At 73.1% G+C, this 25,567-nt stretch carries 22 protein-coding genes; 2 read left to right on the plus strand and 20 right to left on the minus strand.

Features of this window, described 5'->3' with window-relative positions; genetic code table 11:
- Positions 1-9 precede the first annotated feature (9 nt).
- From EF879_RS24915 to EF879_RS25000, 18 genes are all read right to left on the minus strand, one after another.
- Positions 10-522: an arginine repressor gene (locus EF879_RS24915; RefSeq protein WP_123562755.1), complete on the minus strand. Its 513-nt coding sequence runs from the start codon at positions 520-522 to the stop codon at positions 10-12.
- On the minus strand, positions 519-1,448 hold the full coding sequence (argF, locus tag EF879_RS24920) for an ornithine carbamoyltransferase (RefSeq protein WP_123562757.1): 930 nt from the start codon (positions 1,446-1,448) through the stop codon (positions 519-521). Before argF ends, EF879_RS24915 begins: the two co-directional genes overlap by 4 nt.
- Positions 1,448-2,698 carry an acetylornithine transaminase gene (locus tag EF879_RS24925; protein WP_123562759.1) on the minus strand — a complete coding sequence of 417 codons (1,251 nt, stop codon included), beginning with the start codon at positions 2,696-2,698 and terminating at the stop codon, positions 1,448-1,450. The genes argF and EF879_RS24925 overlap by 1 nt, the downstream gene beginning before the upstream one ends.
- Before the next feature lie 76 nt (positions 2,699-2,774).
- Positions 2,775-3,680 carry an acetylglutamate kinase gene (gene argB / locus EF879_RS24930; RefSeq protein ID WP_123562761.1) on the minus strand — a complete coding sequence of 302 codons (906 nt, stop codon included), beginning with the start codon at positions 3,678-3,680 and terminating at the stop codon, positions 2,775-2,777.
- The gene (argJ, locus tag EF879_RS24935; RefSeq protein WP_123562763.1) at positions 3,677-4,849 is read right to left on the minus strand and encodes a bifunctional glutamate N-acetyltransferase/amino-acid acetyltransferase ArgJ; all 1,173 of its coding nucleotides are present in this window, start codon (positions 4,847-4,849) and stop codon (positions 3,677-3,679) included. The genes argB and argJ overlap by 4 nt, the downstream gene beginning before the upstream one ends.
- A gap of 37 nt (positions 4,850-4,886) precedes the next feature.
- Positions 4,887-5,891, minus strand: coding sequence for an N-acetyl-gamma-glutamyl-phosphate reductase (argC, locus tag EF879_RS24940; protein WP_123562765.1), 1,005 nt, complete (start codon positions 5,889-5,891; stop codon positions 4,887-4,889).
- 184 nt (positions 5,892-6,075) lie between these two features.
- Positions 6,076-7,272, minus strand: coding sequence for a PQQ-binding-like beta-propeller repeat protein (locus tag EF879_RS24945; RefSeq protein ID WP_148086549.1), 1,197 nt, complete (start codon positions 7,270-7,272; stop codon positions 6,076-6,078).
- An 82-nt stretch (positions 7,273-7,354) separates the two neighbouring features.
- Positions 7,355-8,548: an MFS transporter gene (locus EF879_RS24950; RefSeq protein ID WP_123562769.1), complete on the minus strand. Its 1,194-nt coding sequence runs from the start codon at positions 8,546-8,548 to the stop codon at positions 7,355-7,357.
- A 16-nt stretch (positions 8,549-8,564) separates the two neighbouring features.
- The gene (locus tag EF879_RS24955) at positions 8,565-10,043 is read right to left on the minus strand and encodes a hypothetical protein (RefSeq protein ID WP_123562771.1); all 1,479 of its coding nucleotides are present in this window, start codon (positions 10,041-10,043) and stop codon (positions 8,565-8,567) included.
- A gap of 73 nt (positions 10,044-10,116) precedes the next feature.
- A complete protein-coding gene (locus EF879_RS24960) occupies positions 10,117-11,199 on the minus strand; it encodes an ABC transporter substrate-binding protein (protein ID WP_158624290.1) in 1,083 nt (360 codons plus the stop codon).
- A 241-nt stretch (positions 11,200-11,440) separates the two neighbouring features.
- Entirely contained in the window at positions 11,441-14,020 is a 2,580-nt protein-coding gene (gene pheT, locus EF879_RS24965; RefSeq protein WP_123562775.1) for a phenylalanine--tRNA ligase subunit beta, read from the minus strand.
- A gap of 62 nt (positions 14,021-14,082) precedes the next feature.
- Positions 14,083-15,144, minus strand: coding sequence for a phenylalanine--tRNA ligase subunit alpha (pheS, locus tag EF879_RS24970; RefSeq protein WP_123562777.1), 1,062 nt, complete (start codon positions 15,142-15,144; stop codon positions 14,083-14,085).
- Between the two features lie 375 nt (positions 15,145-15,519).
- Complete coding sequence (locus EF879_RS24975; RefSeq protein WP_233604743.1) at positions 15,520-16,368, minus strand: RNA methyltransferase; 849 nt, start codon at positions 16,366-16,368, stop codon at positions 15,520-15,522.
- An 86-nt stretch (positions 16,369-16,454) separates the two neighbouring features.
- Positions 16,455-16,847, minus strand: a complete 393-nt coding sequence (gene rplT, locus EF879_RS24980) for a 50S ribosomal protein L20 (protein WP_123562779.1) — start codon at positions 16,845-16,847, stop codon at positions 16,455-16,457.
- 31 nt (positions 16,848-16,878) lie between these two features.
- On the minus strand, positions 16,879-17,073 hold the full coding sequence (gene rpmI, locus EF879_RS24985) for a 50S ribosomal protein L35 (protein ID WP_123562781.1): 195 nt from the start codon (positions 17,071-17,073) through the stop codon (positions 16,879-16,881).
- 20 nt (positions 17,074-17,093) lie between these two features.
- Positions 17,094-17,714, minus strand: a complete 621-nt coding sequence (gene infC, locus EF879_RS24990) for a translation initiation factor IF-3 (RefSeq protein ID WP_123562783.1) — start codon at positions 17,712-17,714, stop codon at positions 17,094-17,096.
- Positions 17,715-18,104: 390 nt separating this feature from the next.
- Entirely contained in the window at positions 18,105-18,584 is a 480-nt protein-coding gene (locus tag EF879_RS24995) for a PH domain-containing protein (RefSeq protein ID WP_233604736.1), read from the minus strand.
- 127 nt (positions 18,585-18,711) lie between these two features.
- Positions 18,712-19,665, minus strand: a complete 954-nt coding sequence (locus EF879_RS25000) for a DMT family transporter (protein WP_233604737.1) — start codon at positions 19,663-19,665, stop codon at positions 18,712-18,714.
- Between the two features lie 232 nt (positions 19,666-19,897).
- Here EF879_RS25000 and EF879_RS28390 point away from each other — a divergent pair, with 232 nt between their 5' ends.
- Both EF879_RS28390 and EF879_RS25010 read left to right on the plus strand, forming a co-directional pair.
- Positions 19,898-20,269, plus strand: coding sequence for a hypothetical protein (locus tag EF879_RS28390; RefSeq protein ID WP_233604738.1), 372 nt, complete (start codon positions 19,898-19,900; stop codon positions 20,267-20,269).
- 187 nt (positions 20,270-20,456) lie between these two features.
- Positions 20,457-23,792 (plus strand): S8 family serine peptidase, encoded by a 3,336-nt coding sequence (locus EF879_RS25010; RefSeq protein WP_123562789.1) that lies wholly within the window; start codon positions 20,457-20,459, stop codon positions 23,790-23,792.
- A 165-nt stretch (positions 23,793-23,957) separates the two neighbouring features.
- Here EF879_RS25010 and EF879_RS25015 read toward each other — a convergent pair whose 3' ends face one another.
- Entirely contained in the window at positions 23,958-24,785 is an 828-nt protein-coding gene (locus tag EF879_RS25015; RefSeq protein ID WP_199736603.1) for a DUF72 domain-containing protein, read from the minus strand.
- Positions 24,786-24,919: 134 nt separating this feature from the next.
- Positions 24,920-25,567: a peptide chain release factor H gene (gene prfH, locus EF879_RS25020; RefSeq protein WP_123562793.1), complete on the minus strand. Its 648-nt coding sequence runs from the start codon at positions 25,565-25,567 to the stop codon at positions 24,920-24,922.

Consider the following 25,567-nt stretch of genomic DNA (forward strand, 5'->3'; position numbering starts at 1 on the left):
TGGGCCCGGTCACGACGTCCTCCCCTCGCCGCGCTCTTCCCGACCGGCCCAGGCGGAGAGTTTCGCTCCCAGCACCGCCCCACCGACGGCCTCCCGGGCCACCACCAGGACGGTGTCGTCACCGGCGATGGTGCCGACGACCTCCGGCAGGCCCGCCCGGTCCAACGCGCTGGCCAGATACTGGGCCGCACCGGGTGGGGTACGCAGCACGGTGATGTTGCCACTCGAGTCGACCCCGGTGAGGAGTTCCCGGAGCAGCCGCACCAGCCGGGCGGGGGCCTGCTCGGCGTCCCGCAGCGGCCGCTGGCCGTCCTCGGGGATGACATAGACCGCCGGCCCGTCACCGCCGCGCACCTTGACCGCGCCCAGCTCCTCCAGGTCACGGGAGAGGGTGGCCTGGGTGACCTGCACGCCGTCGGCGGCGAGCAGTTCCGCGAGTTCGGTCTGCGACCGGATGGGGCGCGTCCGGATCAGGTCGACGATCCGGGCGTGCCGGGCGGTACGCGTCACCGGCGCCGTCATCGCGGCTCCTGCGCCAGGAGCCAGGCCAGCAGCGCCTTCTGGACGTGCAGCCGGTTCTCCGCCTGGTCGAGGATCGCGCTGCGCGGCCCGTCAAAGACCTCGTCGGTGATCTCCTCCCCGCGGTGCGCCGGCAGGCAGTGCAGCACCACCACATCCGGCCGGGCCGCGGCCAACAGCGTCTTGTTCACCTGGTACGGCTGGAACACCGTGACCCGGTCCCGGCCGTCGTCCTCCTGCCCCATCGAGGTCCAGGTGTCCGTGGCGACCACGTCGGCCGCGTCCACCGCCTCCAGCGGGTCGCGCAGCACCTGCACCGAACCGCCGGTCCAGGCCGCGATCTCGGCGGCGCGGCTGACCACGGCCGCCGACGGGTCGAAGCCGGACGGGCCGGCGACCCGGACGTGCATCCCGGCGGTGGCCCCGGCGAGCAGGTAGGAGTGGGCCATGTTGTTGGCCGCGTCGCCGACGTACGCCAGGGTCCGGCCCGCGGTGCCGCCGCAGCGCTCGCGGACGGTGAGCAGGTCGGCCAGGAGCTGGCAGGGGTGGAAGCCGTCGGTCAACGCGTTGACCACCGGTACGTCCGACCCGGCGGCGATCTCGGCGAGCCGCTCGTCGCCGAAGGTGCGCACCACGATGGCCGAGACGTACCGGGAGAGCACCCGGGCCGCGTCGACCAGCGACTCGCCCCGGCCGAAGTGCGTCACCTGGGTGTCGACCACCACCGGGTGGCCGCCGAGCTCGGCGATGCCGACGTCGAACGAGAACCGGGTCCGCAGACTCGGCTTGTCGAAGAGCACCGCGACGGAACGGGGTCCGGCCAGCGGCCGGTGGGCGAACCGGTCCGCCTTCATCTGGGCGGCCAGGTCGAGGACGGCCGCCTGCTCGGCGGGGGTCAGGTCGTCGTCGCGCAGGAAGTGCCGGACCATCAGTGGCCACCCCCCGACGAGCCGGCGAGGTCGTGTCCGACGGACGCGGCGGCCTGGACGGCCGGCGGTCCGCCGCCTCCCGCCGGGTCGGCTCCGTCCAGCGCCCCGGGAAGAGCGGCGAGGAAGGCGTCGACCTGCTCCATGGTCAGGATGAGCGGCGGAGCCAGCCGGACCACGGTCGGCTGCACCGGATTGGTCAGGAAGCCGGCGTCCCGGAGCAGGCCGGCGACCGCGCCGGAGGCCGGGGCGCGCAGGACGATGCCGAGCAGCAGCCCGGCGCCGCGTACCCCGGCGACCAGCGGGTGGTCGAGGGCCTCGATCCCCCGCCGGATCCGCTCGCCGACCCGCTTGGCGTGGTCGATCAGCCCTTCGTTGGCGATCGTCGAGATCACCGCGAGGCCGGCGGCGCAACTGATCGGGTTGCCGCCGAAGGTGGTGCCGTGCAGACCCGGACGCATCAGCTCGGCCGCTCGGCCGAAGGCCAGGCAGGCGCCGATCGGCAGCCCTCCGCCGAGCCCCTTGGCCAGCGTGATCACGTCCGGCTCGATGCCCTCGGCCTGGTGGGCGAACCAGTGCCCGGTCCGGCCGATCCCGGTCTGGACCTCGTCGAGCACCAGCAACGCGCCGTGCTCGGCGGTGATCCGGCGGGCCTCGCGAAGGTAGCCGGGCGGGGGCACGACCACGCCGTTCTCCCCCTGGATCGGCTCCAGGATCACCATCGCGGTCTCGTCGTCGACCGCGGCGGCCAGCGCATCGACGTCACCGTACGGGACGTGGGTCACCTCGCCGGGCAGCGGGCGGAACGGGTCCGCCTTGGTCGGCTGCCCGGTCAGGGCCAACGCCCCCATGGTGCGGCCGTGGAAGCCGCCCTCGGCGGCGACGATCCGGGTCCGCCCGGTGAGCCGGGAGAGTTTGAACGCGGCCTCGTTCGCCTCCGCGCCCGAGTTGGCGAAGAAGACCCGCCCCGGCCGGCCGGCCAGCGCCAGCAACAGCTCGGCGAGGGCCACCGGGGGCTCGGCGACGAAGAGGTTGGAGACGTGCCCCAGGGTCGCGACCTGCGTGGAGACCGCCTCCACCACCGCCGGGTGGGCGTGCCCGAGCGCGTTCACCGCGATGCCGCCGAGCAGGTCGACGTACTCCCGGCCGGCCTCGTCGACGACGACCGCGCCACGACCCCGGACCAGCGCCAGCTGCGGGGGCCCGTAGTTCTCCATCATGGTCTGCGACCAGCGGTCCAGGAGGGAACTCATGCCGGCACTCCGCCCCGCTCCGCGCCGCCCCGCGAAGCACCCGCACCGAGCCACCTGACGCGCTCGCTCCACTCGCTCATGACTCAACCGCTCCGGGCTCGGGAACCACCATCGTGCCGAATCCTTCCGACGTGAAAACTTCCAGCAGGGTCGAGTGCGCCACCCGACCGTCCACCACGTGCGCCGCCGGCACCCCGCCCCGCACCGCGCGCAGGCAGGCCTCCATCTTCGGCACCATCCCCGACTCCAGCGTCGGCAGCAGCTCGGCGAGCTGGTCGGCGGTGATCTCCGAGATCAGACTCGACGTGTCCGGCCAGTCGGCGTAGAGCCCGGGTACGTCGGTCAGCACGACGAGCTTGCGGGCCCCGAGCGCCACCGCCAGCGCGGCGGCGGCGGTGTCCGCGTTGAGGTTGTGCAGTACCCCGTCCGCGTCCGGCGCCACCGTGGAGATCACCGGGATCCGGCCGGCCGTGATCAGGTCGGCGACCGCCGAGACGTTCACCTGGTCCACGTCACCGACCTGGCCGACGTCGACCGGTTTCCCGTCCACGTACGCCGGGCGGCGGACGGCGGTGAAGAGCCGGGCGTCCTCGCCGGAGAGCCCGACCGCGAACGGGCCGTGCTCGTTGATCAGGCCGACGAGTTCCCGCCCGACCTGGCCGACCAGGACCATCCGGACCACGTCCATCGACTCCGGCGTCGTCACCCGCAGGCCGCCCCGGAACTCGCTCGGGATGCCGAGGCGGTTCAGCATCGCCGAGATCTGCGGGCCGCCGCCGTGGACGACAACCGGCTTCAGGCCGGCGTAGCGCAGGAAGACCATGTCGGCGGCGAAGGCGCGCTGCAGCTCCGGATCGGTCATCGCGTTGCCGCCGTACTTCACCACGACGGTGGCGCCGGAGAAGCGGGCGAGCCACGGCAGCGCCTCGATCAGCGTGGCGGCCTTCCGCTGCGCCTCGGTCAGGTCACGGGTCAGGTTCATGTCGAGTACGCCGAGTTCTCGTGCACGTACGCGTGCGACAGGTCGTTGGTCAGGATGGTCGCGGCGGCGGAACCGGCGTGCAGGTCGATCCGGATGGTCACGTCCCGGCCGGAGAGGTCGACCTTTGCCCGGTCCTCGGCGGCGGCGCCCGCCCGGCAGACCCAGACGCCGTTGATCGCGACGTCGAGGGCATCCGGCTCGAAGACCGCGGTGGTGGTGCCGACGGCGGCCAGGATGCGACCCCAGTTCGGGTCGTTGCCGAAGAGTGCCGTCTTGACCAGGTTGTTCCGGGCCACCGCCCGCCCCACCTCGACCGCGTCGTCCTCGTCGGCGGCGCCCGTCACCTCGATGGCGATGTCCTTGGTGGCGCCCTCGGCGTCGGCGACCAGTTGTCGGGCAAGATCGCGGCAGGCCGCGGTGACCGCCTCGGTCAGCTCGGCGCTGCTCGGCGTGACCCCGGCGGCACCGCTGGCCAGCAGCAGCACCGTGTCGTTGGTGGAGAGACAGCCGTCGGAGTCGATCCGGTCGAAGCTGACCCGGCAGGCGGCCCGGAGGGCTGCGTCGAGCACCTCCGGCTCGGCGACCGCGTCGGTGGTGAGGACGCAGAGCATGGTGGCGAGCGCCGGCGCCAGCATGCCGGCGCCCTTGGCCATGCCGCCGACGGTCCAGCCCGCGCCCGCGACCGTGGTCGTCTTCGGCCGGGTGTCGGTGGTCATGATCGCCTCGGCCGCCGCCGCACCGCCGTCGGTGGCCAGCGCCGCGACCGCCGCGTCCACTCCGGCCAGCAGCCGGTCCATCGGCAGCCGCTCGCCGATCAACCCGGTGGAGCAGACCGCCACCTCACCGGCGCCGACCGGCTCCGGCCCGCCGGCCCGGGTGAGCGCGGCGGCGAGATGCTCCGCCGTACGGTGGGTGTCCTGGAAGCCCGGCGCACCGGTGCACGCGTTGGCGCCGCCGGAGTTGAGGACCACGGCCCGGACCCGCCCGCCGCGGAGCACCTGCTGACTCCAGAGCACCGGGGCGGCCTTGACCCGGTTGGTGGTGAAGACGCCGGCCGCCGCGGTCGCCGGCCCGTCGTTGAGCACCACGGCGACGTCGGGCGCGCCGCTGGCCTTGAGCCCGGCGGCGACTCCGGACGCCCGGAACCCGCGGGGCGCGGTGACGCTCATGCGTGTCTCCTCTGTCCGCTGGTCGCGGTTGCGCTGGTCACGGCGCGACGCCGTACGCCGACAGGCCGGTCGTCTCCGGCAGCCCGACCATCAGGTTCGCGCACTGCACCGCCTGGCCGGCGGCTCCCTTGCCCAGGTTGTCGATGGCGCTGACCACGATCAGCCGACCCGAGTCGACGTCGACGGTCGCCTGCAGGTGGCAGGAGTTGCTGCCGAGGGTGGCGGCGGTGTGCGGCCAGCGCCCCTCGGGGAGGACGTGCACGAACGGCGCCTCCGCGTACGCCTCGGCGAGCACCGCGCGGGGGTCGACGCCGGCCGCCGCCGGCACGGCGGTGACGGTGGCCAGGATCCCGCGCGGCATCGGCGCCAGCACCGGGGTGAAGGACAGGCTCCGTGCGCCGCTGGCCTGCTTGATCTCGGGCACGTGCTGGTGGGCGCCGACCCTGTACGGCGCGAGGTCCCCCATCACCTCACTGCCGAGCAGGTGCGGCTTCGGGGCCCGACCGGCGCCCGACGTGCCGGAGGCGGCGACCACCACCACGTCGTCGGGCGCCGCGACCCCGGCCGCGAGCAGCGGCGCGAGCGCCAGGATCGTGGCCACCGCGTAGCAGCCGGTGTTGGCGACCCGGGTCGCGCCCGCGATCGCCGCCCGTTGCCCGGGAAGTTCCGGCAGACCGTACGTCCAGGCGCCGGCGTGCGTGCCGCCGTAGTAGCGGGTCCAGGCGCCGGGGTCGGTCAGCCGGTGGTCGGCGCCGAGGTCCACCAGCCGGACCGACTCCGGCAGACGCGCGGCGAGGGCCGCCGACTCGCCGTGCGGCAGAGCAAGGAAGACGAGGTCCGCGTCGGCCAGCACGCCCGGCTCGGTGGGAGCGAACGGGAGATCCAGTCCGGCGAGGTGCGGATGCACGGAGGCGACCGGCTGGCCGGCCTGACTGTGTGCCGTGGCCGCGACGAGGTCGAACTCCGGGTGTCCGGCGATCAACCGGAGCAGTTCGCCCCCCGCGTAGCCGCTGGCCCCCGCCACCGCGACACGAAACCCCATGCCCACCTCCGCATGTCTATGCAGAGGACGGTATCACCATTCGTTTTGGGCCGCAACGTCACGCAGCGGATGTGGGAGATTATCACCACAAAACCGGCAACGGGTTTTATCAGACCTCTACTCGTCGTTGTCCTGGGCGCCGCGATAGGAGACGCCGTGCTGGGACACGTCCCCGCGGTGTCCGTCAGCCCCGGAACCGCCAGAGGCCGAGCCGGTCGGGTGCGGTCCGGCAGACGAGGACGGTGAGGCCGGCCCGGCAGTCCACCACGCCGGCGGGCAGGGCGCCGATGATCTCCAGCGAGGCGCCGCGGGCCACGGCGAGCAGGGTACGCCCGCCGGACGCCTCGGGCCGGAGCAGGATGTCCGGCGACCAGACGATCGAGTGCCAGCCGATGGGCCGGCTCCGGGTCCAGCGCTCCGCGCCGGTGTCCGGGTCGAGGGCGACCACCTGGGACTCACCGTCCAGACAGGCCAGACCGCCGCAGTCCCGGATCGCCTCACCGGACCCGCTGCCGGGACGGCTCCACCGCGGGGTCAGGTCCGGCAGGTCGTACCCGGTGACCGAGAAGCCCGCCCGGTCGGGGTGCCGCAGCACCAGCCGGCCGGCGATCACCCGGGGATTGTGCTGCGCGTAGTCCGCGGGCGGCAGCTGGCCGGTGCCGACGACACGACCGGTGGCCGGGTCGTACAGCTCGGCCGCCACGGTGTCGTGTACGACCAGAACCCGGGGCGGATCGCCGGGTACCGGCTGCACCACCGCCGTCGACGACAGCGGCAGCCGCCAACGGACCGCGCCGGTGGCGAGCTCGACCGCCTCGACGGCGCCCTCCAACCGCCGTCCCGCCCCGGAGAGGCTGCGGACCTCCCAGACGCCGAGCCCGATGGTGCTGTCCGGCATCCGCAGCACGCGCCCCGGCCGACTCCACCACACCGCACCCGTCGCCGCCGACCGGGCGGTGGTGACGGTGCCCCGCCCCACCGTGCTGACCTCGGCGATCAGGAGCACGTCTCCGACCAGGTCCGCGGAGTACCGGCCAGCCGGCTCCGCCGGCACGCTCCAGCGCCGGGCACCGCCATAGAGCTCGTACGCCGTCAGCGTGCCGGTACGCCCGCCCGGACCGGCCCGAGCCACGGAGACCAGGAGCAGGTCACCGGCGACGAAGAACGTGCTCCCGGCCGGTACGGCGAGAGTGCCGGTGGCGCGCAGCCGCCCGTCCGGCGGACCGGCCGCGGTGAGGCAGAACAGGACCAGGAGGGTGACCAGGACCCCGGCCCGCCACCGGATGGCGACCCGCCGCGATCCGGGCGACGGCGCCGGCTCGTCCGCCAACCGACCGTGATCCTCACCGAGGTCGATGAGCACCGTTCCGCGTCTCTCCACCCGCACTCCCGACCCGCCGACGCCGTGCGGACCTTCGGCGCGGTCCCCGGCGCCGCTGCCCGGCACCGGCCGCGACCGCCGCTCAGTCGAGCGTAACGGCCCGACCGCCGGACGTGGCGGGCTGAAGCCGCCGGATCGTCCGCACCGCCAATCCGACCAGGACCACCCCGACCCCGGCCCACACCCCGGCCGCGAACGGGGTGGACCGCACGTCCGCCAGCATCCCGAGCCCGGGCCGGGCGACCGCGATGCCGATTCCGCCCAGGCAGGTGACCACACCGACGATCGCGGCGCGCACCGGTCGTGGGGTGACCTCGTTGGTCAGGACCTCCAGGACGGTGGTGCCGAGCGCGTACCCGAAGCCCATCACCGGCAGGAAGACGAACGGTCCGAGCCAGGCCACCTGGCTGACGGCGACCAGGGAGCCGAGGATCAGGCCGAACGCGGTGGCCAACGCCGCCCCGCGGCGCCGGCCGACGTACCCGGCGGCCAGGCCGCCCAGCACCGAGGCGGCCGCGAACGCGCCGTACATCCAGCCGGTGGCCCGGGTGGACAGCCCCAGTTCCAGGGCCAGCGGCTGGAACAGGATCCGTGCGCTCCAGCCGAAGAGCAGCAGCAGGATCCCCAGCCAGACCGCGCGGCGCACCCGGATGTCCGCGATCGCGCCCCGCACGTCGCGCAGGATCCCCGAGAGGCTGGAGACCACCCGGGATCCGCGGATCTCGGGCAGGGTGAGCGCGAGCAGGAAGGCCACCCCGGCCAGACCGGCGGTGACCGCGAACGGCAGCCGCGGATCCACCTCGTACAGGTATCCGGCGGCCAGCAGCGAGAGCAGCACGGAGACACTGCCGACCGCGCGGACCAGCCCGAAGGCGCGGGCCGGACTGATCTCCAGTTCGTCCTGTTGGCAGAGTTCGTAGAGGTAGGTGCTCGCCGCGCCGGAGGTGAACGCCCAGAGCACGCCCCAGAGCACCCAGGCGGCGAAGAGGAGCCCGACACCGCGGATCTGGGTGATGGTGACGAACGTCAGCACCGACCCGCCGGCCAGCACCAGGTAGGTACGGCGCCGGCCGAGCAGGTCGGCCACCACCCCCGCGGGGAACTCACAGACCACCGCCACGATCCGGAACACCGCGTCGGCGAGCACCGCCGTGGTGAGCGGAAAGCCCAGATCCCGGAGGTAGATCAGCCAGACCGGAAACCAGAACTGCACCTCGAGCAGGAACTGCGCGAGGGTGAAGACCCGGATGGATCGGCTACGGAGCGCCTGTCTCATCCGTCGCGCCGTCCCGTCACGTGCTGCGGTCCCGGCGGAAGAAGAGGTAGATGACGACCAACAGCACGGAGAGCACGCCGGAGCTGATCACGACCGCGTCCGCCGGCTGCGCGGCGACCCACTCCACGATGGAGGAGCGGCCCAGGTCGTAGACGGACATCTCCGGGTCGGTCGCCACTGACCGCCCGAACTCGGTCACCGCCAACGCGGTGCCGAGGATCGAGGTCATCGCGATACCGAGCAGGATGAGGTCGGTGAACATGGCCGACCGTGCGGTACGCCGTGCGGCCAGCTCGGCCAGCCGCCGGCTGCAGAGCTCGACCTTGAACAGCACCGGCTGCTCCAGCAGCCGCTCGCAGTCCCAGAAGTCGAGGATCGCGTCCATCTCCACCCGTACCCCGCGCTTGAGGTACTTCGAGACGTTCTGGCGCTCCATGATGATGAGCTCGGCACGCTGGCTCAGCCGGGTCAGTTCTCCCCTCAGCTGCTCCAGTTCCCACCGGGAACGCGCCGCGGCCGTGTCGGCGAGGATCGTGGACAGCCGGGTGTCGATCCGCTCCAGGACCCCGTAGAACACCTGGGCGTAGCGCAGTGCCTCCCACTGGTCGCGGAACGGGTCGCCGGGAAGCATCCGACCCCCGGCGCCGGTCCGGTCGAGGAAGATGTAGTTCAGCCAGCGCACGAGGTGGCTCAGTTCGCCCTCGATCAGCCGCTCGGCGGGTGGCCGGTCGCCGTCCCTGACCGTCACGTCCTTGACCCAGTGCCGGATCATCTCGGCGGCGTCCGGCGCCTCGGGATTCACCAGCAGGCTGCGGGTGACCCAGAGCACCTCGCCGAACTCGGCCCGGACCGGGTCGTCGGCGGGGGTGGCCGCGAGCAGCACCCGCTCGTCCGGGTCGGCGGCGCGAAGCAGGGCCAGCACCGGATCCAGGTAGCGTCGGACGACCTCCCGGGCAACCCGCTCACCCATCGCCACCGCCGCGGCCTGCAGTTCGTCGAGCCGGGTGGTCAGCTCCCCCGCGTGCCCGGCGAGCCATCCGTCGACATCGGACAGCATCTCCAGCAGCATCAGACCGTGGTCGTAGAGGCGGAAGCTGATCTCGGTGACGCCGGTGTGCAACGCGTCGGTGGCCCCGGTGAACTCGTCCGGCAGGTGTGCCGGGCGCAGCGTGCCGGTCAGCACGTGCAGGGTCCGCTCGTCCCCGTGGTAGCTGATCGTTCGGTAGAGGTTCAGCGAACTGCGGGGGCGGGTGTGCTTCAGCTCGATCGCGGGCGGCGGTCCCGGGTCGGGCGGTGGCGCCGATCCCGGTCCCCCGGCCGGCGGTGCCTCGGCGGGTGACGCCGTCGTCGCGGGGTCCAGCCGTCGGAGCAGGTCGTCCAGCTCGGGTTGCCGTTCGCGCCAGAAGCGGGCGTGGGACACCGGGTCACGCAGGGACGCCCCCGGCACGGCGTAGTAGTCCACCACCACCGGGGCGAGGATCCGAAGCTGCGTCACGCCACCTCCCGGATACCCCGGACGCCGCCACCGCCGGACCGACCGAACCGGTCGCGGATGCCACCCGATCCGGTCACGATCCCTCCTCGGTCAGCAGCAGCGCCCGGGCGTCGACGTACAGCACCCGGCCCTGAGCCGGCCCGTTGGACACCTTCACCCGGACGAGGATCCGTCCGGTCGGCTCCTTGGCCGCGTCGAGGAACGCGTCCGGCCAGGCGAGCACCTGGGCCCGGGTGCCGCGCGGAGCGAGCAGCACCAACCGGCCCGCCGCGTCCCGCAACTCCACCAGACCGGTGTCGCCGACCGGGGTGAGGGTGACCTCTCGGCTCGCGGCGGGCACCAGGTCGGCGACGAGGTCCGCGTACTCGTCCGTCCGGCGCATCTCGGCCAGCGCCCGGTTGAACTTCCGCATCACGATGGCGGCCTCGGGGGTGTCCGCCATCATGAAGTGGAGTCCCTGCACGGAATGCACCAGCGGGTTGTCGCCGGGCAGGTAGCCGAAGTCGGCGGCGTCCCCCGCGAACGTCGGATCGGCCAGCGCCGCCCGGCCGGAGAGCAGCCCCTCGGCGAGGAGGTCGACGCGGCCGTCGGCCAGGGCCTGGAAACCGTCGGCCGTCGACGGAAACTCGACGAGCTCGCCGACCGCCGCGTCCAGCTCCGCCCAGTAGTCGTAGCCGGCGATACCGCCGACCCGCAGTGCGGCGAGGTCGGCCGGGGTGGAGACCGCCGGGGCACCGGCACGGCGGTGGTAGAACAGCACGTACTCGAAGTCGATGAGGGGATCGGAGAGCAGCAGGTCGGCACGCCGGGATGCGCTGGCCACCATCGGGAACATGCCGAGCGACGCGCCGGACCGGACCCGTTCCTCCGCCAGCGTCCACGAGGTGTACGAGATCTCGGGGCGATAGCCGGACCGGCTCAGGACCTCCACGACCAACTTGGTGACCGGCCCTCCGTCGGGCAGCTCCGGGCCGACGAACGGGGCCCAGTCCCCGCTGGAGACCAGGAGCGGCCGGGCCGGCGGGGTGGGCGACGAGCGCAGCCCGGTGACGATGATCATGCTGGCCACCGCGACGACCACCAGCAGCGCCGCTACCGGCCCCCAGGTCCGGAGCCACCTCGTCGGGCTGGAGATCCGAAGTGGATGCGGACTCATGATCGTTCTTCCTATCATGACCGCACAAACCGGCAGCCGCGTGGTGGGCGCCCGACGGTCGGCGGGTCCAGACACCGGACAGGCGACGGCACTCGGGCGGCACCCACGTCACACCGGCATAGCACGCTCGACGGCGACGGCCGCCGCACAGGTGTGCGGCGGCCGTCGCCGTTCCCGGCGGAATCGGTGGCCGGTACCCGGACCCGCGGGCCGACCCTCGGCCCCAGGTGAGCGCCGGCCGTCAGGCGCCGCGGAGGACCGCGCCACAGCGGCGGGCGGCCTCGGCCACTGCGGCGTCTCGGGCCGCGACCGCCTCCTCGCCGGTCAGGGTGCGATCCGGGGCCCGGAAGACCAGCTTGTACGCCAGCGACTTCCGCCCCTCACCCAGCTGCGCCGACTCGTAGACGTCGAAGAGCCGGACCGATTCCAGCAGCTCGCCGGCGCCGTCCGTGAGAGCCCGTCGAACCTCGTCCGCCGGGACCCCCGCATCCACGACCAGCGCCACGTCGATCAGCGCCGGCGGATATCCGGAGATCTGGGGCGCCGGCACCACCGGCGCGACGGGCAACGCGTCCAGGTCGATCTCCATCGCGCTGGTACGGGCCGGCAGCTCCAGCGCCGACAACGCCGCCGGGTGCAGCTCGCCGGCGTACCCGACCGTGACGCCGTCGACGAGGAACTCGGCGCAGCGGCCCGGATGCCAGGGGGCGTACGCGGCCTGGCGCACGACGATCCGCTGCTCGGGGATGCCGGCGGTGGCGAGCACCACCCGTCCCGCCTCGATCGCGTCGGCCCAGCCCGCCGGCCGGCCCGGCCCCCACCACCCGGTCGGCTCGACCTCGCCGGTGAGGACGGCGGCGACGTGCCAGGGCTGCTCCGGCAGGACCGAGTCGGCGGCGGCGAACTCGGCGTCGCTCGGCCGGTGGGCCACCCCCATCTTCGGAGGCTCCCCCGCCTCCGGCCGGGGCAGGAAGACGAGGCCGATCTCGTAGAGCGCGAGATCCCGCTGGCCGCGGCTGACGTTGCGGCGCAGCGCGCCAAGCAGGGTCGGGAGCAGCATGGTCCGCATCAGCGGATCGGTGTCGGAGAGGGGGTTGGCGACCCGCATCGTCCGACGCCGCGGATCGTCGGCCGGCAGGCCGAGCCGGTCGAAGATCTCGGCCGCCACGAACGGGTGCGTCAGCACCTCCACGAAGCCGTTCTCGGCCAGCGCGCGGCTGACCGAGCGGCGTCGCCGCTGCGTCGGGGTGAGTCCGCGCCCGGGCGGGGCGAGCGGCAGGACCGACGGTACCCGGTCGTAGCCGTCCAGCCGGACGACCTCCTCGATCAGGTCGGCCGGGTCGGTGAGGTCCGGCCGCCAGGTCGGTGGGGTCACCACCAGGGTCGGCGGCCCGCTGGCGTGCCGCCCACCGGCGAGGCTGGCGGCGGCACTCCGCGCGTCCGTCCGGGACACCGCGCACCCGACCCGTTCCAGCAGCTCGACCACCCGCTCCGGCTCGTACGCCACGCCGACCCGTCGGGCCGGTAGGTCCGCGTCGATCACGATCCGACCCGGGGGCGTCGTGTGGTCGATGTCCAGCACCTCGTCCCCGACGGTGCCGCCGCCGTACGTGGTCATCAGCGTCACCGCACGCTCCAGCGCGACCAGCGGCAGCGCCGGGTCGACGCCCCGTTCCCAGCGCTTCGCCGCCTCGCTGAACAACCGGTGCCGCCGGGCGGTCCGGCCGACCGTCACCGGATCCCAGTGCGCCGCCTCGAAGAGCACGTTCGTGGTGGTGGCGACGACCTCGCTGCTCTCGCCCCCCATCACCGCCGCGAGCGAGATCGGCACCCCGCCGTCGGGGCCGGCGAGCGAGTCGGGCAGCCCGGCGTCGCAGATGACCAGGTCCTCGGGATGCAGCTCCCGTACCACCCCGTCCAGCGTGGTCAGCCGTTCCCCGGCCACCGCGCGGCGCACCACCAGCTCGCCCCGGAGCGCGTCCAGGTCGTACGCGTGCATCGGCTGACCGAGTTCCAGCATCAGGTAGTTGGTGATGTCGACGGCGAGCGAGATGCTCCGGATGCCGGCGACCGTGAGCCGCTGCCGCATCCACCGCGGAGACTCGGCGAGCGGGTCGATACCCCGGACCACCCGGGCCGCGAACCGGTCGCAGCCGACCGTGTCGACCACCCGCACCGGGTACGCCGGCGTGGCGGTCGCCCCCGGCGCCGGCAGCTGGGCCGGATCACGGAACGGTACGTCGAAGGCGTGCGACAGCTCCCGGGCCAGCCCGCGGACCGACATCGCGTACCCCCGGTCCGGGGTGATCTCGACCTCGACCACCACGTCGTCGAGCCCGATCACCGGGCGCGCGTCGTCGCCCGGCTTGGCCGGGACGTCCTCGGTCAGCACCAGGATCCCGGAGTGGTCGTCACCGATGCCGAGTTCCCGGGCCGAGCAGATCATCCCGTGGGAGATCCGCCCGTACGTCTTCCGGGCGGAGATCGCGAAGCCGCCCGGGAGAACCCCACCGGGAAGGATCACCACCACCCGGTCGCCGGGCGCGAAGTTGGTCGCCCCACAGATGATCTCCTGCGGTTCACCGGTGCCGTTGGCGGCTCCGACGTCGACCCGGCAGAACCGGATCGGCTTCTTGAACCCGGTCAGCTCCTCGATCTCGAGAACCTCGCCGACCACCAGCGACCCGGTGACCGTCTCCCGGAGGTCCACGATGGACTCGACCTCGATGCCGAGGTTGACCAGTGCCCGGTCCAGCTCCTCGATGCTCAGCTCGGCCGGGAGCTCGACGTACTCCCGCAGCCAGGAAAGGGGAATTCGCATGACTCAGACCACCGCATCCGTTCCGTCGTCCACCGCGTCCGTTACGCCGTCGCGCATCTCCGCTACACCTCGACCCCGAACGCACGGGTGAACCGCACGTCCCCCTCGGCCATGTCGCGCATGTCGCCGATCCCGTGCCGGAACATCAGGCTCCGGTCGATTCCGATGCCGAAGGCGAACCCGGAGTAGACGTCCGGGTCGATGCCGCAGGCGGTGAGCACCCGGGGGTTCACCATGCCGCAGCCGCCCCACTCGACCCAGCGCGGTCCGTCGCGGTGCTGGGGGAACCAGATGTCGAACTCGGCGGACGGCTCGGTGAACGGGAAGTAGTGCGGCCGGAACCGGGTCCGCGCCTCGGCCCCGAACAGTGCCTTGGCGAAGTGATCCAGGGTGCCGCGCAGGTGGGCCATGGTGATGCCCTCGTCCACGACCAGCCCCTCCACCTGGTGGAAGACCGGGCTGTGGGTGGCGTCCAGTTCGTCGGTGCGGTAGACCCGGCCCGGGCAGACCACGTAGATCGGCGGCTTGCGGGCGAGCATCGTCCGGGCCTGCACCGGCGAGGTGTGGGTACGGAGCACGATCCCCGGCACGTCCAGGTAGAAGGTGTCCATGGTGCCCCGGGCCGGGTGGTCCGGGCCGATGTTCAGGGCGTCGAAGTTGGTCCACTCCAACTCGACCTCGGGACCCTCGGCGATCTCGTACCCCATGCCGACGAAGAGGTCGCCGATGCGCTCGGCGAGCGTACTCACCGGGTGCCGGGCCCCGCGCGGCCGCCGGTCGTACGGGAGGGTGACGTCCACCCGCTCCTCGGCGAGGATCCGCTCGGCCTGGGCCGCCTGCACCAGTGCGAGCCGTTCGGCGTACGCGGCCTCGATCTCCCGGCGGGCCTCGTTGACCCGCCTGCCGGCGTCGGCCCTGGCCGCCGGCGGCAGGGCGCCGATCTCCCGGCGGGCCAGCGAGACCGGTGCCCGGTCGCCGAGATGCCGCCGGCGCAGTTCGGCGAGGGCCTCGGGATCGGCCGCGGCGTCGAACGCGGCCTTCGCGTCGGTGACCGCCGCCGCCAGCGCCTCCGGGGCGAGCAGGGCGACCTGTTTAGGGTCGTACGGGTCGTTGCGATAGGTCATGGCGTGCAGCTACTCCCTCTGCGTCGCGGGCGGTCCCCGCGGCCTGGCGCGTCGGATCTCCGGCCGCGTCGCGGTGGATGCCCCTGCGGGCTGCCCCGGCGGCCGGTCCGGTCCCCGGGTCACGCGGTACGGTGCCGCGGCGGCACGGCGACCCGGCCGGTACGGAACACCCGGCAGCGGCGACGGTACGGACAGGCCGGTGGGCGGCCCTCACGGGCGGCCATCAGAGTCTACGGACGGGCGGCTCGGCCGCAGCCCGCCGGTGGGAAGGTCCGCAGGGAGGTGTGGGTCAGCCCTGCCGCCCGCCGACACCGGCGGGCTGGCTAAACGAGTGGCGTCGCGCGTGTCGCACGTCCGACGCACCGCACCCGGTCATCAGGTCGACATCTCCCCGGTCGTGGTCCGCGTCTCCGGGACGGGGCGCCGCCCGGAACGCAATGCTCTGGCGGAAGCGTACAGGCAAACCGCCGCGGCGGCAGCCAGGTTGAGGCTCTCGGCACGCCCGTGCAGCGGCACCCGGACCCGGGCGTCGGCCGCCTCGGCCAGCTCGGCCGGCAGCCCGTGTGCCTCGGAGCCGAAGAGCCAGGCGGTGGGGCCGGCCAGGCCTCCGCGGTCGGTGAGGTCGTCCAGGTCGGTCTCGCCGTAGCCGGAGGCGGCCAGCACGGTGAGGCCGGCGGCGCGGAGCACCGCCACCACCTCGGCCGGGTCGGGGGCTCGGACCACGTCGAGATGGAACAGGCTCCCCGCGGAGGCGCGCACGCACTTGCCGTTGTACGGGTCGACCGCCTCGCCGGCGAAGATGACCGCCTGCGCCCCGGCCGCGTCCGCGGTCCGCAGCACCGTGCCGGCGTTACCCGGGTCCCGGATCTCGGCGAGCACGGCGACCAGCTCGGGTCGGCGGCGTACCGCCTCGGCGAGCGGGACGTCGACCCGGTGGCAGACGGCGACGATCCCCTGCGGGGTGACGGTCTCGGTGAGCCCGGCGAGTGCCTCGTCGGTCAGCGCGGAGACCGGGATCCCGGCGCCCGCGGCGGTCGCCGCCAGGTCGGCGTACCGGCCCAGGCCGGTGGGGGTGCCGAAGAGCTCGACCACCACGCCGGGGCTGGCCAGCGCCTCCCGGATCGCCTGCGGCCCCTCGGCGAGAAACCGGCCGGTCTGGTCCCGCTCCCGGCGACGGTGCAGCCGCCGGGCCGCGACGACCCGCGGGGTACGGGGGGTGAACAGCGAATGCTCCCTGGTGCAGACACGGTCGAGGCGCCCCACCCGCGGATGGACCGGCACGTGGGACGCCTCGATCGGATGGTGCAAGGTCAGGCGGCCTGCGCCGAGGCGCCGCCGGTGCCCTCGGCCGCCACGGCGGCGCGGGCGACCTTGACGATGCCCGCGAAGGCGGTCGGGTCGTTGACCGCGAGGTCGGCCAGGATCTTGCGGTCGACCTCCACCCCGGCGAGCTTGAGGCCCTGGATGAGCCGGTTGTAGGTCATCCCGTTGGCCCGGGCGCCCGCGTTGATCCGGGTGATCCACAGCTGCCGGAAGTCGCCCTTGCGGTCACGCCGGTCCCGGTAGGCGTACTGCATCGAGTGCAGCACCTGCTCCTTGGCCTTGCGGTAGAGCCGGGAGCGCTGGCCCCGGTAACCGCTGGCGGCCTCCAGCACGGTACGGCGCTTCTTCTGAGCGTTTACTGCCCGCTTGACGCGTGCCATCTCAACTACTCCTTCTCAGATCAGGCGCGCGTCAGCGGGCCAGCAGCTTCTTGATCCGCTTGTAGTCGGCCTTGGCCACCTCGACCGTGCCGGTGAGCCGGCGAGTCCGGGTGGAGGCCTTCTTCTCCAGGTTGTGGCGCAGCCCGACCTGCTGGGCAACGATCTTGCCACGGCCGGTCACCTTGACCCGCTTGCCCATCCCGGTGTGGCTCTTCATCTTCGGCATTGTGGTGCGTCTCTCCCCTGTTACTCGCCGGCGGTCCCGGCGGATCCGGCCGCGTTTGGCGATGCGCCCTTGGCCGGCGGTGCCTCGGCGGCACCAGCCTCCCGCTCGCGCGCCGAACCCGACCTCGCCGCCGAAGCAGCGGCCTTGGTGGCCCGATGCGGAGCCAGGACCATGATCATGTTACGACCGTCCTGTTTCGGAGCGGCCTCGACGTACCCCAGGTCCGAGATCTCGGACTCGAGCCGGCGCAGGAGCCGATAGCCCAGCTCCGGTCGACTCTGCTCGCGACCCCGGAACATGATCGTCACCTTGACCTTGTCGCCCGCCTTGAGGAACCGCACCACGTGGCCCTTCTTGGTCTCGTAGTCGTGCGGGTCGATCTTCGGGCGGAGCTTCATCTCCTTGATGACGGTCTGTTGCTGGTTACGCCGCGCTTCGCGCGCCTTGAGTGCGCTCTCGTACTTGTACTTGCCGAAGTCCATGAGCTTGCACACCGGCGGGCGCGCCATGGGCGCAACCTCGACCAGGTCCAGGTCGACGTCCGCGGCCAGCTGCAGGGCGCGCTCGAGCGGGACGATGCCCACCTGCTCGCCCTCAGGGCCGACCAGTCGGACCTCACGTGCCCGGATCTGCTCGTTCACGCGTGGCTCGACGCTGATGAGGCCTCCTCGTGGTGATCCTTCACCGGCCCCGCGTCAGCGGCGGCCGGTCCTTCGTGCGTCGACCACAAGCAGAAGGCCCCGGCATCCGCCGGGGCCTGCTCGACCGGTCAGGGTGATCCCGAAGAACCACGCTCCGGCCCGGCGGAACCGAACCGGTGACCGGACCCGGCCGCCATCTCGCAGCGACTCGGGTGGGAGCAGGCGCTCCGCTTGATGACTGCCCGGGTGCGTTTGTCGCGTTCGGCGACGGGCGCAGCCCGAGAGCAGTGGTCGACTGATGAAGACTAGCAGGTCAGCCCGCACGATGCCAAAACGGGCAGCCCGGGGCGCGGACCACCGGACGGGTCGGATCGGGTCCGCTCGGGCGACCTATGCGGAGCCGCCCGACGACCGCTGGTGGGCGGCGTGCAACGCGCGGAGCGCGCGCACCCCGTTGACGGCCCGCTCCCGGTCCACCACCTGGAGAGCGAGAATCGGCAGCAGCTCATCGTCGTCCAGCTCCACGCTGGCCCAGGCGGAGCCCCGGTTGAACCGGATCCCCCGCACCGCGTCCCAGGGCAGCTCATAGCCGCCGACGAGGTTGCGCACCCGGATCCCACGGCTGTCCGCCTCGACCCGGGGACGGGTGAAGATCAGTACGACGGCGGCGCCGAGCACACCCAGCCCGGCCATGGCGAACTGGTCGCCCCGCTGAAACGTCGCCTGGCCCGAACCGGTCGAGCCGTGCAGGCCGATGCTGAGCAGGGTGAACAGCAGCACCAGCACGGGCGCCGCGATCCAGCAGAGCACCCGGATGCGGTGCGGCCGGACCCGTACGGCGGGCTCGCGGACCACGACGGAGTCGGTCACGACGCCCAGTCTGCCACCTGGCGACGGCGCCACCTCACCGGGGCGGGCGCGGCGCCGCGGTGGCACGGGTCGGATGGCGGCCGGGACGCGGCGCCGCGGCTCGGGTGGCGCCCCGCGGGGATGCGGCTCAGGTGGCGGCGGGGGCGCCGCGGGCGGCCCGACCCGAGATCACGACGGCCAGGAGGGTGAGAAGTGCCCCGGCCAGCACGGCCAGACTCGCCCCCGGACCGCCCGGCCGTAGGTCGAGCAGGAGCGCTCCGCCGAGCTGGCCGGCGACCAGGGCCAGCCCGGTACGCAGCAGCCCCACGGAGCGGATCCCGAGCAGCACCACGACGGTGATCCCCACCCCGAGCGCGCCGCCGACGTAGAGGTACCAGTCGGCGGGCCAGTCAACCCGGCCGAGCCGGCCCAGTACCCCGGTGACGGCGGCCAGGGCAGCCATCGAGCTGGCGCTGACCACGAAGTTGGTGGCGGTGGCGGCGGCCGGGTTGCCGGTCGCCGAGAGCCGCCCGTTCAACGCCCCCTGAACGGCGATCAGCGCCCCGCCGACCACGCCCACCAGCACCAGGCCCAGTGCCAGGTCGCCGACCGGCCGCCCGAGCTGCGCCAACGCCACCGCGCCGATGCCGAGCAGCGCCCCGGTGAGCCGGGGCCCGGTCAGCCCGAGCCGGCCTGCCGGGGCGAGCCGGGTCCGGTCGACCGCGAGCCCGCCGGCGCTGTTCCCGGCGACCTGGGCGATGGTGAAGACCGCGACCCCGAGCACCGGTACCACGTACGTGCCGGCGGCAATGAAGAAGGTGCCGCAGAGCCCGCCCAGGTACGTCCACCACGGCAGCCGAGCCCGCCACAGCGCCCGCAGCCCGGTCCGCATCGAGGGCAGGGCCACCAGCCCGACCAGAACCAGCAGGAGCCCGCCGGTGTTGTTCACCAGCCCGCCCACCACCGGGTGACCGGTTCGCTCCCCCAACTCGGCGTTGGCCAGGTTCTGGGCGGCCGAGCCCACGCCGCCGATGACCGTCAGCGCGATCGCCAGCCAGCCTGGCAACACCTTTCCCATCCGCCGCCCCGGCTCCCGTCCCACCGCTCCACTCCGTCCGCACGCCCGCAGAGGGCGGCCCCGCTCGGCCGGCCCGCGATCCACCGTGCCACCTCCACCGTCGCCGGCGGCGGTTGTCTGTGACCAAGATCGCGCCATGGCGCCCGGGGCGCGGCCGGCGCAGGGTCGGCCGGCATCCCGGCACGGCCATCCGACCGGGGCGGAACGCCCGTCGGCGGCGGCCCCGGCAACCGTACGGGGTCGGCCCGGGGAGGACGTGGCACACCCGACCCCGGCGCGGCGTCCGGACGGAGCGGCGGCACGCCCGGACGGAGACCGGGCGGCGCTCGGCGACGTCAGTCCAATATGGAACACTGACGCCGCGCTCGGCATCCCGCCGAGCCGGGAGACATGGGGAGTTCTCGTGCCGGTTACCGCCAACCTCGCCAAGCTGGTTGACAAGGATTACCAGGACAAGACCGTGGCCGAGCTCGTCGACGCGCCGGTCGCCGCCCTCGCCGGAATCAGCGAGCGCGCGGCGACGCACCTCAAGGAGGCCCTCGGCATCAAGACGATCGGTGACCTCGGTCGGAGCCAGTACTTCCAGACGGCCAGCGCGATCGTCCACCTGGCGACGCACGGCGAGTAAGCGCACCGCCGCGAACCGGCCGCCGACGACCGGTCGTCGGCGGCCGGTTCCACACCGCCGAGCGGGGTTTCTGTACCGCTCATAATGACTGCCTGGTCGTCGCCGACGGGTGTCCCTCCGGACCTGGCGTCGAGATCCACTGCGTGGAACGATGCGCCTCGACCCCCAGGTCTCGAGAGGAAACCCCATGAGACGACCTCTATGGCTCCGTGCGGGACTGGCGGCAGCCCTGGTTCCGCCATTGACACTGGTCGCCACCGCCAGCCCGGGTCTGGCGGAGCCGCCGCCGTCGTTCACCGCCACCGCGCTCAGCCCCGTCGCGAAGGTCAGCGGTGCGAAGGCCCCGAGCAGCAGCCTCGCCCGCACCGATCCGGCGCTGCTCGGCCGTACCGACGCCACGCCGATCCCGGTCCTGGTGAAGCTCGACTACGACGCGGTGGCCAGCTACGCCGGCGGCGTCAGCGGATACGCCCCGACCAGCCCTCGCACGACCGGCCGCAAGCTGTCCGGCTCCCCGGCCGAGAAACGCTACACCGACTACCTGGTCAGCCGCGAGAACGCGTTTGTCAAGGACCTGAGCAGGCGGGTCCCGACGGCGAAGGTCGGCCACCGCCTGCGCACGGTGTACGGCGGGGTCTCCGCCATCCTGCCGGCCAACAAGATCGGTGAACTGCTGAAGATGGACGGCGTCGTCGCCGTCCAGCAGGACACCCTGCGCCAGCCTCTCACCGACTCCAGCGGTGCGTTCATCGGTGCCACCTCGGTTTACCCGCGGCTCGGCGGCACCCGCAACGCCGGCAAGGGGGTCATCGTCGGGATCATCGACACCGGCGCCTGGCCGGAGCACCCCTCCTTCGCCGACCAGGGCAACCTCGGCGCGCCGCCGCCGAAGCCGGACGGCACGCCGCGCACCTGCGACTTCGGCGACAACCCGCTGACCCCGGCCGTGGACGTCTTCCGGTGCAACAACAAGCTGATCGGCGGCGCCCGGTTCCTCGACACGTACGACCAGGTCGCCGGTGACGACGTCTACCGGTCGGCTCGGGACAGCGGCGGTCACGGCACGCACACCGCCTCGACCGCGGTCGGCAACGTCGTCTCCTCGGCGAAGGTCTTCGGGGTGGAGCGCGGCCCGGTGGCCGGGATCGCTCCCGGAGCCTGGCTCTCGGTCTACAAGGTGCTCGGCCCGCAGGGCGGTTTCACCTCCGACATCGTCAGCGCGATCCAGCAGGCGGTGAAGGACGGCGTCGACGTCCTCAACTACTCCATCGGCGGCGGGGGCGGCGGCCCCACGGACCCGAGCATGCAGGCGTTCTGGGACGCGTACGCGGCCGGCGTCTTCGTCGCGGCCTCGGCCGGCAACTCCGGCCCGGGCGCCGGAACGGTCGACAACTACGTTCCGTGGGTGACGACCGTCGCGGCCTCCACCCAGACCCGCGAGTTCAGCTCGACACTGACGCTGCGCAGCGGCGGAGACACCCTGACCCTGACCGGTGCCTCGATCACCGCCGGCGTGCCGGACGCCACCCCGGTGGTGCTGGCAGAGTCGGTTCCGGGCTACTCCGGCGGCGCCATCTGCCAGACCCCCGCGGCGGCCGGGACGTTCACCGGCAAGATCGTGGCGTGCCAGCGCGGGGTGAACGGCCGGATCGAGAAGGGCTACAACGTGGCGCAGGGCGGCGCGGTCGGAATGATCCTCTACAACCCGACCCTGCAGGACGTCGAGACCGACAACCACTTCCTGCCGGCGGTGCACCTGGCCGACGGCACCAGGTTCAAGGCCTTCATGACCGAACACTCCGAGGTGACCGGGTCGTTCACCGCGGGCCAGACGCACAGCGGCAAGGGTGACGTGATGGCGGCGTTCTCGTCGCGGGGGCCGGGCGGTCTGGTCCTCAAGCCGGACATCACCGCGCCGGGCGTCCAGATCCTCGCCGGCAACACGCCGACGCCGGACGCGGTCGACGGCGGCCCGGCCGGCCAGTACTACCAGGCCATCGCCGGCACCTCGATGTCCGCGCCGCACATCGCCGGCGCCGCCGCGCTGCTGGCGGCGCTGCATCCGGAGTGGAGCCCGGGCCAGATCAAGTCGGCGATGATGACCACGGCGACGACCGACGTGGTCAAGGAGGACGAGACCACCCCGGCCGACCCGCTGGACTACGGCAGCGGTCGCCTCGACCTGACCAAGGCCGACGAGCCCGGCCTGACCTTCGACGAGACCGCCGACCGGATGCTCGCGCTCGGCGCGGACCCCCTCCGCGCGATCGACCTGAACCTGCCGTCGGTCGACGCCAAGGTGATGCCGGGCCGGATCAGCACCGTCCGCACCGCGACGAACGTCAGCGGCAAGACCCAGCGGTACACGGTGAAGGTCACCTCGCCGGCCGGAAGCCGGATCACCGTCTCGCCGCGTACGTTCACCGTCAAGCCGGGCAGGTCGGTGAAGCTCCGGATCGAGATCTCGTCGACCGCGCCGACCGCGCAGTACTTCGGCGAGATCCGGCTGGTGCCGGCGACCAGGAAGCTGCCGACCCTGCACCTGCCGGTGGCGTTCGTCCCCCGGCAGGGCGACGTCAGCCTCACCACCTCCTGCACGCCGGACCCGGTGTCCTGGCTCGGGACCAGCACCTGCACGGTGACCGCCCAGAACAACTCGTCCACGGCGACGACGGCGAGCCTGACCACCACCACGACGGTCCGGCTGCCGATCGTGTCGGCCTCGGGGGCGAAGGTCACCAACCCACTGAAGGCGGAGCGGAAGGGCGTCACGCTCCCCGGCCGCAAGGCGGGGGTCCCGTCGCTCGGTGCCGGCACCATCGCCGGTGAGTGGCTCCCACTCGCCGACTTCGGCATCCCGCCGCAGGCGGTCGGCGACGAGGATCTGCTCAGCTTCAACGTGCCGGAGTTCGTCTTCAACGGGGAGCGGTACACCTCGCTCTCGGTGGACTCCAACGGCTACCTGGTCGTCGGGCCCGCCACCGCCGAGGACAACAACTGCTGCCAGTTGCCCGGTTCCCTGCCAGATCCGGCCCGTCCGAACAACATCCTGGCGCCGTTCTGGACCGACCTGGACGGCACCGGCGCCCCCGGTATCTATGCCGCCACGCTCACTGACGGCACCCGACGCTGGCTGGTCGTGGAGTGGCAGGTCAACGTCTGGGGCACCAACTCCAACCGGCACTTCCAGGTCTGGATCGGGCTGAACGGTACCCAGGACATCGTCTTCGCCTACGACCCGGCCGCGCTGCCGGCCACCCCGAACAACCAGCCGTACCTGGTCGGGGCGGAGAACGCGGACGGCAGCGGCGGCGCCTCGCTGCCCGCCGGCACCCTGCCGACCGGCGACCTCCGGGTCACCAGCACGGACCCGGTCCCGGGTGGCTCCGTCTCGTACACCGTCAAGGTACGGGGCCTGCTTCCCGGTACGGGCACCGTCACCAGCACGATGACCAGCCCGATCGTCCGCGGAACCACGGTGGTACCGGACGACGTCACGGTCAGGTCGCCGGGCCGCGGGTGACAACCGGCCGGTCCGCCGGCTGACCGCACGAGCGCGAAGGGCACCCGAGCCACCCCTCGGGTGCCCTTCGTCGTCGGCGGCGGCGACCGTGTCACGCGGCGACGGGGCGCCTCGACACCGTGACCGCGGTGGTGGAGTGGCCGCCGCCGGCGCCGCGTCGAGCGGTCAGAAGAGGGTCAGGGGCTCGACCGGAGCCGGCTCGGGCAGTGCCGCGAGGTCGGGCACCCGGGCCCGGACGTCGTCGTGGAAGCGGCGGGCGAGCACGGGTGCCTCGGCGTTGTCCGGCGTGTGGATGAACACGGTCGGCGAGCGACCCTCACACAGCCACCCGGCGACCACCTCGATCCAGGGCTGCCAGCCCTCGATCGTCCGCGCGGGGTCGTCGCGGCCGAGGTACCGGACGATCGGCCGGTCGGTCAGCGCGACCGCCCGCAGCGGCAACCGCGGCTTCCTGGTCCAGGCCTCCCGTTCGGCGTCGCTGGTCGGCGGGCTGCGGAAGAACGCCGTCGTGTCGAACGGGACCCACTCCGCGGTCGCCGTGGCGAGGACTCCCTCGAGCAGCCGCGCGGCCCGGGGATCCGTGAAGAACGCGGGGTGCCGGACTTCTACGGCGTACCGGTGGGATCCGGGCAGCCGGCGCAGAAAGCGGGCCAGCGCGGGCAGCTCGGCGGGGGTGAACGATCCCGGCATCTGGATCCAGAGGGCGTGCGCCCGCGGACCGAGTGGCTCGATCGCGTCCAGGAAGGCCCGCAACGGCTCGTCGACGTCGGCGAGCCGGCGCTCGTGGGTGACGAGCTTCGGAAACTTGATCACGAACCGGAAGTCCGGATCGGTCTGGCGTGCCCAGGAGGCGACGGTGTCCCGGGACGGTGTCGCGTAGAAGGTGGTGTTGCCCTCGACCGCGTTGCACCACCCCGCGTAGGCCCGCAGACGTTCGTGCGCCGGTAGCGGGTGCGGCACCAGGCGCCCCTGCCAGGAACGGTGCGTCCACATCGCGCACCCCACGTGCAGACGCATGATCCCGCGTCCCCTCCCCCAGTGCACTCGGCGGCCCGGCTATCCGCACGACCGCCCGCCGGTACGGTATACGAACACTCCGGCGGCGCGGAGGGTGCGACGCCCCCGGCCTACCCCGACCGGGCCGCACCGGGCCCGAGCCCCGGTCGTTCGACCCGGACGGGATCGCCGCGGACAAGATCGTCGTGGACCCGCCAACGGGCGGTCGCCGCGGCCCGCCTCGCGATCTGGTCGTTCCGCTCGAGCCGCTGTCGCAGCAGCTCCAGCGCGAGGCGACGGTTCTGGCTGAACCGCCGTTCGGCGTCGACCACGACGACGATCCCCGAGGGGCGGTGCGTCGCCCGGACGGCGGTGCTGACCTTGTTCCGGTGCTGTCCGCCGGGTCCCCCGGTCCGGCACGGGACGATCTCGACGTCCGCCTCGTCGAATCCGCTGCGTGGCGGGTCGACCTGGCACGGCCGGGCGACGACGTACCAGTTCTTGCGGCCGGCGCGCGCCCGGTAGGGGCTGGGTGCCTGCCAGCACAGTGTCCCGGTCCACGAGCTCACGAACTCCTCGGCGCCGGCGCCGGAGATCCCCAGCAGGACCGAGCGGTAGGTGCCCGGCCGGTCGCCGGGAACGGTCTGGACCCGGCGGGTCCTGATCCCCCGCCGGCCGGCGTCGGCCTCCAGCCGGCGCACCAGCTGCGCGACGGCCCAGGCGCACTCCCGGGGGCCACGCCCGGCCGAGACGAGCAGGTGACGCTCGCCGCCGGTCAC

Source organism: Micromonospora sp. HM5-17 (genome assembly GCF_003762835.1).
Lineage (GTDB): Bacteria > Actinomycetota > Actinomycetes > Mycobacteriales > Micromonosporaceae > Plantactinospora.